The organism is Mangrovactinospora gilvigrisea (assembly GCF_001879105.1).
Classification (GTDB): domain Bacteria; phylum Actinomycetota; class Actinomycetes; order Streptomycetales; family Streptomycetaceae; genus Mangrovactinospora; species Mangrovactinospora gilvigrisea.
This window is the reverse complement of record NZ_MLCF01000070.1, coordinates 16,693-27,027: the sequence shown is the minus strand read 5'-3', so window position 1 is coordinate 27,027 and position 10,335 is coordinate 16,693. Positions and strand designations below refer to the sequence as shown.

Below are 10,335 nucleotides of genomic sequence, written 5' to 3'. Positions count from 1 at the left end.
CTTTCGGGTTGGGGGCTCCTTCGCGTTCACGCACCGGTCGGCGGCTCGCAGGCGAAGAGGAAGCAGCCGTACTCGACCGCCCGGACGTGCACCAGGGCGACGTCCGGCATGGCGAAGGCGTCGTCCAGGGCCTTGGCCAGGACGGCGCTGGCGATCGCGTCGTCCGCGGCCTCGGGGAACTCCACCAGTTCGCCGCCGTGGATCTCGCCGTCGGCGTTGTAGCGGCGGACGACCCGGCGGGCACCCGTGTGGGCGAACGGGAGGCCGGCGGAGGCGTCGTCCTCCGGGCCCCCGCACTCCTGGGCGTGGATGAAGACCGGGCCCAACTCCGTGTAGGCGCCGGGGTCCACACCCCGGGCGGCCGCCCAGCGGCGCAGCGGGGCGTAGGAGACGAGGGCGATGTCCTCGCCCAGGTGGCTGCGGCGCAGGCAGCAGCGGAGCGGGGCGCCGCCCTCGTCGTCGCGGTAGGGGTGGAAGGCGGCGCCGGCGTCGTCGCGGACGCGGAGCTCGGCGAGCACCTCGGGGGCGATGGCGTGGTACCGGTGCGGGGTCTTCGTCGTCGTGGTCATGACTCAAGCCTGCTGGCCGTGCTCCTGCCCTGCTGGCGGGATTCGGACGTCGGCCTCCCGCCCCCACAACTGTAGCCGTGCGTGCGGCGTCTTGGACCATGGACCGGTTCGTGGGGGACCGGGGGTGGGGTTCACCGGTGGGGTTTTCCCTACCAGGGGACGGCAGTTCGCACCATCGAACGGGTGGCGGGGGTACGGGGAGGATGTGGAGCATGACAACGCGAAGGGCGAAGACGCGGGCGCGGACGGCGATCCTGGCGGCGGCGGCGCTGGTTCCGGTGCTGGCGCTGACGGGGTGCCGGGGGGCGTTCGGGATGGGCCACTCCAAGACCAGCCAGCAGTCCTACAACGTCTCCGGCTCGGTGCACCGGCTGACGGTGGACTCCGCGGGCGGGAACGTGGACGTGGTGGCCGGGCCGTCCGGGGGCGGGGTCCACGTGGTGGAGAAGGACTCGTACCAGGACCGGAAGCCGGTCTCCAGCCATGAGCTCAAGTCCGGCACGCTGGCCCTGCGCTCGGGCCGCTGCGGGGCGAGCTGGGGGCACTGCGACGTCTCCTACACGGTTACGGTGCCCCGCACGGTCGACGTCGAACTGCGCACCAGCGGCGGCGATGTGACGGCCAGCGGGCTCTCCGGGGCCGTCGCGGCGAGGACGGACGGCGGCAACATCTCGGTGCGCGACGACGCGTCGTCCCGACTCACCGCCTCGACCTCCGGCGGGGACGTCGAGGTGGCCTTCTCGCGGGCTCCGGCGACGGTCTCGGCCACGTCCGACGGGGGCTCGGTGAAGGTGACGCTGCCGGGCGGCGGGGGCGTTCGGTACGCCGTGCACGCCTCGACCGCGGGCGGCTCGAAGTCGGTGACGGTGCCTCAGTCGGCGTCGTCCACGCACCGGGTGACGGCGCACAGCAGCGGCGGGGACGTCACCGTCGGCACCGCCTGAGCGCAGGGCCAGCCGAGCCGCCGGCAGCCGAGGGCCCGCCGAGCCGCGGCAGCTGCCGGAAGCCGCCGCCGTCCGCCGTCGTCGGTTGCCTTGGGCCTCAGTCAGTTCCCTAGAGCCGCAGTCAGGTGCTGGCGGCCGCTTCGGGGGCGGCCTCGGGCCGGACGCCGCGCTCGCGCTCCTCGCGGATCAGGCGGCCCATCACGGGGACGAAGAACCGTCCGACCGCGATGCCGATGCCGAGGGCGACCAGCAGCACGATGGTCTGCGCGCCGACCGCGGTGTGGACGGGGACGCTGAACGCCAGCACCACGCGGATGATGCAGTCGGCGACCAGCACCACGCCCCAGACGAGCGAGAACGCCGCCTCGGCCCGGCGGAAGCGCCGGGAGTCGGGGGACTCGCCCGCCCGCAGGCGCCTCCAGGCGGCGTCGACGTCGTCCCGGCCGCGGGCGATCATCGGCCGCAGCGCGCTGGACATCAGCGGCCGGCCGACGAGCGCGGAGACCAGGATGGCGACGCCCAGCGTGCTGGTGACGAGGGCGTCCTTGGCGAGCATCAGCCGGGCGTTGCCGGTCAGGATGCTGGTGATGATCCCGGCTATGTTGACGGCCACGATGAGGGTGGCGAGCCCGTTGAAGCGGTGCTGCTTCACTGCCGCCCAGACGGCGCTGAGCGCCGGGGGGATGGAGCTGATGATCAGCGCGGTCACGGAGGAGAGGCCGAATCCGTCGGCGAGGAGGTAGTAGCCGCCGACCGGGAGCCCCACGTCGATCAGGAGGGGCAGGAACGCCTTCCGGGCGTTGGCGCCGCGTGAGGCGGTGGCCGGCTGCTGGGTGCTCGTCATGTAGTGATGGTCCGAGCAGGGAGGGGCCCCGTACAGGGCGAACCGGCGGACTGGCCGCAACCGAAACCAAGAGTTGGGGGAGGTATTGCCTCCGCCGCCCCACTGCCTGCCAGCTGCCCGTCAGCTACCTCTCAGCCCGCTCTGAGCTGCGGTCATGTGGCGTTGAGCTGCCGCGGTTCGGCGACCACCGGCGGCACCGCGGGGTGGTGCACCAGGCGTGCGCCGGGCCCGCCGGCGCGCAGCGCGTCGGAGAGCGCGGCGGCCTCGCTCTCCGGGACGGAGAGCACGGTGGCCAGGTCGTGGGCGGGGACCTCGCCCATGGCGAGGCGGATGCCCGCGGTGCGGTGGATGGTCCCGGCCGCCCCGCCCCAGCGGTTGCGGGCCTGCTCGGGGGAGCGCAGCACGGTGACGGTCGGCATCCCCAGGCTGCCGCCGCCGGTCATCTGGTCGGGCAGCGAGGGCAGCGGAGCGACGGTGGCCGCGTCGTCCAGGAGCAGCAGCATTGGTGGGTCGAGCCGACCGGAGGATGACCCTACGGCGATGCGCCGGCCGTGCTCGACCACGTCTGCGAGGAGGGCGGTGGAGAGCGGGAGGATGCCGGGATCCGCCCGCGGATCCTCCACGGGTTCGCCCACCACATAGAGCGTTCCCCGTTCGTTCATCCACGATTCCCATTTCTCGGGGGTGAACGCCTCGTCGGAGGAGGGCAGGCAGGACTGCAGGATGTGGAGCTCGCTGGTGGCGCCCAGGGCGCGCCGAAGGAGCGTCAGGGCGGCGTCGCGGTGCGGGTTCTGGGGGGTCAGGAGCGTCTCGATGCGGCCGTCCCAGCCGGCGGCCGCTCCGGAGGCGGTGCGCAGCACGGCGAGGGGTTCGCGGGCGCCGGCGCGCAGCGGCTGCTCGACCCAGCGGTGGACGTGGCGGAAGGCGCGGCCGTCCAGGGCGGCGGCGTGCAGCCAGCAGGCGAGGAGCTGGGCGGCGGTGTCGACGGCCGCGGTGTGCGAGAGGCGGGCGGCGATCGCGCTGTCGGCCATCGCGGGGCGGCCGGGCGGGCGCAGCGGGAACAGCAGCGTGCGGGCCCGGTTGGTGGCGGTGAGGGGGTCGGCGCAGCCTCCCTCGGGGGCCCAGCGCAGGCGCTGCACGCCGGCGGGCAGCGGCGCGGCGGTGTCGGCGTCGGTGAGGTGCAGGGGGTCGTGGACGAGGACCGGGCCGAGCTTCTCCCGGGCGGGGAGGGTGGCGGCGAGGGCGGCGGGGTCGGGGCAGGTGACGACGGCGGGGCCGGGGGCGCCGTTGAGGAGGTCGTGCAGGAGGGCGGGGCCCTTGTCGGAGTGGGGGCCGGCGAGGAGGAGGTAGGTCTGGTCGAGGCTGCCGTAGAGGGGGTGGGTGCGGTGGGCGCCGAGGGGCAGGCCGAAGGCGAGCGGGTCCTCCGTGGAACGGGGGAGGGTGGGGCGGATGAGGGCGGCGCGGTCGAGCAGGGTCTGCGCGCTGAGGTGACGGCTCACCAGGGGCGGGAGCGCGGTGCGCGGTTCGGGCACGTGCATCTGCGCGGGCACGGGCGCGGTGTGGTGCGGACGGTCGCCGTCCGCGGGTTGCGGGGGCGCGGAGGGACGGGGTCTGGGTGCCTTGGGACGGTTGCCGTTCGCGGTGGCCGTGCGCCGTTCGCGCCGCCCCTCCGCCCCTCCGCCCCGCGCGCCCTGCTCCGCGGGGCGCGCGGGCGCCGGGCCGTCGGAGGGCCGGACATCCCGCCCGGCCCGCTTCACCGGCCGTGCGGCGGCGGCCGCCGGGCCCGTGGTCGTGGCGGCCCTGCGGTGGGCCTGGTAGCGGCTGCCGGTGATGAGGACCGCGACGACGAGGGCCGTCAGCAGTACCAGCAGCAGCAGGAGAACGATCCAGAACATCGCCCCGCTGGGCATACCGTCGCCACCTTTCGCGCCTACGCCCCAGGCGCCTGCGAGGTCGTCGGGGGCCGATACCAGCCTACGGACGGCGAACGGCGTTCGGGTGAAGTGAACCGGCGGCCAGGCGCCGTGCGCGAGCAGGCCGGCGAGCCCGGTGGCGAGCCAGACCGCGAAGGTTCCGCCAAGGAGGAGGGAGAGTCCGCCCAGCAGCATGCCGTCGGGGACGCCCTTGCCCCCGGTGCGCGTCGGCCGCCCGGCCCTCGACGCCGTGTCGACGTCCTCCTGGCGGCCGCCGCGTTCCCCGCGCAGCGCCATACGCCGGCTCTCCTCTCGCGAACCCCTGCGGAGCCTCGCGTACCCCTCTCGTCCGCGGCCGCCGGCGCGTCGCGCCCGCGCTATGCCGCGGAGTTGTCGGCCAGTTCCTGGGCCGCGCGGGTGCGTTCCGCGACGGCGTCCTCGGTCATGGCGCGGTCGGTGTAGACGAGGTCCTTCTCGGCCTCCGTGACGAGGTGCTTGACGACCTGGACGTTCCCGTTGACGTCCCAGACGGCGATGCCCGGGGTGAGCGTCGGGATGATCTCCACCGCCCAGCGGGGGAGGCCGAGGACTTGTCCGGTCGACCGCGCCTCGTCGGATTTCTGCATGTAGATGGTGCGTGTCGACGCCATTTTGAGGATGGCCGCCGCTTCCTTGGCGGCCGCCCCGTCGACGACGTCGCTGAGATGGTGCACCACCGCAACGAAGGACAAACCCAGTCGCCGCCCGAACTTCAGCAACCGCTGGAACAGCTGTGCGACGAAGGGCGAATTGATGATGTGCCAGGCCTCCTCGACGAGGAAGATCCGCTTCTTGCGGTCCGGCTGGATCCAGGTGTGCTCCAGCCACACGCCGACCACCGCCATCAGGATCGGCATGGCGATGGAGTTCCGGTCGATGTGGGAGAGGTCGAAGATGATGAGCGGCGCCTCGAGGTCGATCCCGACGGTTGTCGGGCCGTCGAACATGCCGCGCAGATCGCCGTCGACGAGGCGGTCGAGCACCAGTGCGACGTCCAGACCCCAGGCGCGCACGTCGTCCAGCTGAACGTTCATCAGTTCGGCCGAGTCCGGCACCGGATGGCGGAGCGCCTCGACGATGTCGGAGAGGACGGGCTGGCGGTCGCGGACCGTCTCCGCGACCCGTCCGTGGGCGACCTTGAGGGCGAAGCCGGCCCGCTCGTCGAGGCCGTGGCCCATGGCCACCTCGATGATGGTGCGCAGCAGCGACAGCTGCCCGCTCATGGTGATCGTCGGGTCCAGCGGGTTGAGCCGGATGCCCTGGTCGAGGGCGGCCATCGGGTCGAGCCGGATCGGGGTGAGGCCGAGCCGCGCGGCGATCAGCGCCCACTCGCCGACGCCGTCCTCGCCCTGCGCGTCGAGGACGACCACCTGGCGGTCGCGGAACCGCAGCTGGCGCAGCACGTACGTCTTCTCCAGCGAGGACTTGCCGTTGCCGGACTCGCCGAGCACCAGCCAGTGCGGCGCGGGCAGCTGCTGGCCGTAGAGCTGGAAGGGGTCGTAGATGTAGCCCTTCCCGGAGTAGACCTCGCGGCCGATGATCACACCGGAGTCGCCGAGGCCGGGCGCGGCCGTGGGCAGGTAGATGGCCTGGGCCTGCCCGGTCGAGGTGCGCACCGGCGGGCGCGTCGTCTCGACGCGGCCCATGACGAAACCCGTGAAGGCCTCGATGAGACCCTTCGTCAGATCCGGCATCGTCGGCCTCCCTTGACTGCTTTCGGCGGCGTCTGGACTCCGGGACGCGCGCTCCCGAACAAGTTCATCAGATCATCACGATGATCATCTGTGTCATGGTCGGATTCCGGTAGCGAAGGGCAGCGTGTTGACGAACGCCCGGTGGTGCTCGCGGTCGCACCACTCCAGTTTGAGGTAGCACTTGCCGGCCGCGGCCCGGATCGTCCGCTTGTCGCGCACCAGCTGCTCGGGGTTGCGGGAGGAGACGGTGATGTAGCCGACCAGGTTGACGCCCGCGGCGCCGGAGGCGAGGTCCTCGCCGCGCTGGTCGACGCGGCCGGTCTGGGCGATGTCGCGCGGGTCGACGACCCGGTTCATCTTGGCCGCCCGGGAGGCGTCGGCCTCGTCGTTCGTCTTCTCGGTGAGCATCCGCTCGATGGCCACGTCGGTGGGCTCCAGGTCCATGGTGACGGCCACCGTGCGGATCACGTCCGGGGTGTGGACCAGCAGCGGGGCCAGGAAGTTGACGCCGACCGGCGTCATCGGCCACTCCTTGATCCAGGCGGTGGAGTGGTGCCAGGCCTCGCGGGTGTCGGACTCGCGGGTCTTCGCCGACATGTAGTTCTGGTGGGTCGCGTCGACCTCGGCGGGCCAGGCGTTGCGCTGCGACATCGTCTGGATGTGGTCGATGGGGTGCTCCGGGTCGTACATCCCGTGCAGCAGCGAGGCGAGGCGCGGCTCGCCCAGCGGCTGGCGCACCCGGATGTCCGCCTCGATCAGCCGGGCGCAGATGTCGTTGAGCTCGCGCACCATGACGGTGGCCAGGCCGCTGTCGCCGCGGCCGTGGGCGCGCGCCTCGGCGGCCAGCTCCCGGGTGTAGGGCATGCAGGCGACGAGGTAGGCGCGGTGCTGCTCGCTGGAGGTGGAGACCATCGACTGCAGCTCTTCGTAGGAGGCGCGCAGCCAGGGCTCGGCGTCCTTGTCGCCGCGCCGCTCGACGTCCTTGGCGTGGGCGTCGGGGTCGGCGGGGAGGGTGCGGGCGAGCATCTGGAGGCGCGTCACGAAGCCGTCCCCGTTGGCGACGTGCTTCAGCAGGGTGCCGAAGCGGTCGACGAGCGCCTCCTGGTCCTCGCTGTCGCGCAGGCCGACGCCGGGGCCCTCGATCTCTATGGCGGCGGTGACCGTGCGCCGCTCCAGGTGCATCAGCACGGCGATGCGGTCCGGCCCGAAGGGCGCGTCCAGCCACACCACCCGGCCGATGCCGGGCGGGGCGCCGATGGCCACCTCGGTGCCGTCCAGCCGGGTGCCGGCCTCCATGGCGCGGCTGCGGTAGCGGGCCCGCCCGCTGCGCAGGTTGCGCCGGTAGTTGCGGTCGATCTCCATCCACTTGAAGAACGTCCGGCGGCGGTAGGGGACGTAGACCGCGGCCAGGGCGAGCATCGGGAGGCCGATCAGGCCGAGGATGCGGGGCAGCAGCCACGGCACGGCCAGGCCCCACATCATGCCGAGGAACGCCCCGAAGACGATCAGGACGATCTCGCCGTTCTCGCGGTTCTTGCCGATGACGGCATGGGGACGGGCCTTGCCGATCAGGTACGTCCGTCGCCGGGCGGCGGTGGGAGTAGCCATGATCACCGATCACCTCCTGAGGGCTTGTCGGCGCTGCGCGGGGCGCTGGGGGACTGCTGCTGGGCGGAGGACGGGGCCTGACGGGGCGTCGGCGCGGAGCCGGAGGCGGGCTGCGCGGGGGCCGAGCCCCCGCCTCCGCCGCGGCTGCCGTGCGCGGAGACGCCGCCGGCGACCGCGTCGCCGCTGCCGCCCTTGCCGACGGAGCCGGAGGCCGCCTCGGCGGCGGTGTTCCGTGCGGCGTGGGCGTTGATGCCCTGCCGGACGAGGTTGGCGGGGCCGGTCACCATGGCGGAGCCGATCCGGGCCGCCGGGTTGGTGCGGCTGCGGTGCAGCGCGGCCATGTCGTCGCCGAAGCCGGGGACGAAGCGGTAGATCATCACGCTGGCGAAGATCGACAGCACCAGGATGGCGAGGCCGGAGAGGATCGCGGAGAAGGAGTCCTGCCGGGCCCCGCCGCTGCCGGTGGCGTCGTTGGCGCCGACCGCGCCGGCGAGGCTCAGCACGATGACGATGATCGGCTTGAGCAGGATCACCGCGATCATCAGGCCGGCCCAGCGGCGCACGTGCTGCCACAACTTCTTGTCGACGAGGCCGGAGTAGACGGCGGTGCCGAGCAGCGCGCCGACGTAGAGCATGGCGGCGCGGATCAGCAGCTCGATCCAGAGGAAGGCGGCGGCGAGCACCGAGAAGAGGCTCACCACGATCGTCATGATCGGCCCGCCGCCGATCTTGTTGGGATCGAGGGACTTGGCGAACCCGCCGAGGAACTGGCTGGTGTTGGCGTTGGTGCCGAGCGCGATGGCCGCGGTGAGCGCGTCCGTCACCTTCACCAGGGTGAACAGGACGAGCGGCGTGAAGGCGCTGGCCACCACCGTCAGCCACAGGTAGCCGATGGCCTCGGTGATCGCCTCGTGCAGCGGGATGCCGCGGACGGCGCGCTTGGTGACGGCCAGCAGCCACAGCACCAGCGTCAGGACGGTGGACGCGGCGAAGACGACGGCGTACTGCCGCAGGAACCCGGCGTTGGTGAAGTCCACCTGGGTGGACCCGTCGATCGCCGAGGAGAGGTGCGTGATCACCCACGACGCGGCCTGCGCGCATCCGCTGGCGAGGGCGCCGAGGGGGTCGGTGGCGGACTGGATGGGATTGCTGGTCCCGCCCCCGGACCCGCTGCTGCCGGTGTTGGGGTTGCCGCCTTCGCACGCGGTCTTGGCCGGCCCCGGGAGGAGGTTGCAGTCGCTGTTCGACGACGACGACGACGAGGACGGACTCGGACTCGGCGTCGGGCTCGGAGCCGCATGCGCATGCGGCGCGCTCAGCAGCACTGCGGCCACGACTGCCAGGAGTACCAGGACCAGGCGCAGACGGGGCGTCAGGGTGAGGTACGGGCGGCTAGCGTGCATAGGTGAAGCCCCCGAACTCGCGCACGGCGTTGTCGATCTCCTTGGAGGTGGCAGCCCTCTGGTCTGCGGACACCGGCGCAGGGCCGTCCTTCTGGCTGGAGCTGACGAGCTTCCAGTCGTTGTTCTGCCAGGTCAGGTTGAGGGTCAGCGTGAACCAGGACTCCGTGACCGGCTTGGTCGATCCCGAGCCCGAGAGGCCGATCAGCCCGTTGCTCCAGACCGCGATGGTGGCCGCGCCGGCCGAGGTGTCGAGCTTCACCGCGCGGGAGCCCACCGGAACGGAGCGGCAGACGAAGGTGAGCCCGGACGGGGCCGAGCCGTCGGGATTGAGCGCGAACTGCTGGCGGGAAAAGGACCAGGCGCGGTCGGTGGTGGAGAGCAGTTGCGTCTTCGACCCGCTCGCCGCGATCGCGCCGATGATGTCGTGGCGGGATGCGTCGTTGTACATGTCCGAAGACCCCAGCGCCACTGCGTAGTTCGTCGCCGCCGACTCCGCGCCCTCGTCCGTCCTGCTGTAGCCGATGGGGATGCCCGTGGACGGGTCCGTCCCCTTCACCGGGCGCTGGCCCGTCGGCCGCGTCGACTCCGCGCTCGGGCGGGAACTCGCCGTGGACGCCGCGTCGCCGCCCCGCGCCTGCGAGCCGCCGCCACCACCGCTGCCACCGCTGCCACCGCCCTGCAGCTGGTGGACCAGCACCAGCGCAGCGACCAGCAGGGCCGCCACCCCCAGCACCGCGGCCAGCGTCCGCAGCGGCCGCGGGCGGCGCGCCTCGCGCGCCTCGTCCTCGCTCTCGCCGGGATAGCGCGTGGTGCGCGTGTGGGGATCCTCGGCGCTCATGGTCGTCCCGCTCCGTCCGTCACCCGTCCGTCTCAGATGGCCATGCCGTAGACGATGGTGAAGAGCGTGCCGAGCGAGCCGATGATGAAGACACCCGCCAGGCCCGCCACGATCAGGCCCTTGCCCTGCTCCGCGCTGAACGTGTCGCGCAGCGCCGTCGCGCCGATCCGCTGCTTCGCCGCACCCCAGATGGCGATGGCGAGGCAGGACAGGATGGCCACCGCCATGACGACCTCGACCATCACCTTCGCCTCGTTGCCGAGCGTGGCGAACGGTCCCCAGTCCGGGGCGATCCCACCGATGATGGTGTTGATGTCGCCCTTCTTCGCGCCCAGAAACTCCAGGTACTGGTACTGCATCGCGTTCCTCACCGCCCCGCGTCGGACAGGCACCGGGTCCCCTCGCCGCAGGGGAGCGAAGGGCAGTCTGCTGGTCTTCAGGCTCTACCGGTTCGATGACCATCTTGGCGTGTAATCGCCCCGG

Annotated in this window: 9 protein-coding genes; 1 reads left to right on the top strand and 8 read right to left on the bottom strand. The window is 72.6% G+C overall.

What is annotated here, in order from left to right; genetic code table 11:
• Positions 1-26: 26 nt before the first annotated feature.
• Positions 27-569, bottom strand: coding sequence for a DUF1203 domain-containing protein (locus tag BIV57_RS14190; RefSeq protein WP_071657151.1), 543 nt, complete (start codon positions 567-569; stop codon positions 27-29).
• Positions 570-781: 212 nt separating this feature from the next.
• Here BIV57_RS14190 and BIV57_RS14185 point away from each other — a divergent pair, with 212 nt between their 5' ends.
• Positions 782-1,513 carry a DUF4097 family beta strand repeat-containing protein gene (locus BIV57_RS14185; RefSeq protein WP_071657150.1) on the top strand — a complete coding sequence of 244 codons (732 nt, stop codon included), beginning with the start codon at positions 782-784 and terminating at the stop codon, positions 1,511-1,513.
• A 121-nt stretch (positions 1,514-1,634) separates the two neighbouring features.
• Here the strand turns inward: BIV57_RS14185 and BIV57_RS14180 are convergent, their stop codons facing one another.
• The 7 genes from BIV57_RS14180 to BIV57_RS14150 form a co-directional block, all read right to left on the bottom strand.
• Entirely contained in the window at positions 1,635-2,357 is a 723-nt protein-coding gene (locus BIV57_RS14180; RefSeq protein ID WP_071657149.1) for a VC0807 family protein, read from the bottom strand.
• A 152-nt stretch (positions 2,358-2,509) separates the two neighbouring features.
• Positions 2,510-4,567 (bottom strand): TraM recognition domain-containing protein, encoded by a 2,058-nt coding sequence (locus BIV57_RS14175; protein ID WP_071657148.1) that lies wholly within the window; start codon positions 4,565-4,567, stop codon positions 2,510-2,512.
• 80 nt (positions 4,568-4,647) lie between these two features.
• Complete coding sequence (locus BIV57_RS14170) at positions 4,648-6,003, bottom strand: ATP-binding protein (RefSeq protein ID WP_071657147.1); 1,356 nt, start codon at positions 6,001-6,003, stop codon at positions 4,648-4,650.
• Positions 6,004-6,096: 93 nt separating this feature from the next.
• On the bottom strand, positions 6,097-7,611 hold the full coding sequence (locus BIV57_RS14165; RefSeq protein WP_071657156.1) for an SCO6880 family protein: 1,515 nt from the start codon (positions 7,609-7,611) through the stop codon (positions 6,097-6,099).
• A gap of 2 nt (positions 7,612-7,613) precedes the next feature.
• Positions 7,614-9,014 carry a hypothetical protein gene (locus BIV57_RS14160; RefSeq protein ID WP_079170318.1) on the bottom strand — a complete coding sequence of 467 codons (1,401 nt, stop codon included), beginning with the start codon at positions 9,012-9,014 and terminating at the stop codon, positions 7,614-7,616.
• On the bottom strand, positions 9,004-9,852 hold the full coding sequence (locus BIV57_RS14155; RefSeq protein ID WP_071657146.1) for a hypothetical protein: 849 nt from the start codon (positions 9,850-9,852) through the stop codon (positions 9,004-9,006). The genes BIV57_RS14160 and BIV57_RS14155 overlap by 11 nt, the downstream gene beginning before the upstream one ends.
• A 32-nt stretch (positions 9,853-9,884) precedes the next feature.
• On the bottom strand, positions 9,885-10,211 hold the full coding sequence (locus BIV57_RS14150) for a hypothetical protein (protein WP_071657145.1): 327 nt from the start codon (positions 10,209-10,211) through the stop codon (positions 9,885-9,887).
• Positions 10,212-10,335: the final 124 nt, after the last annotated feature.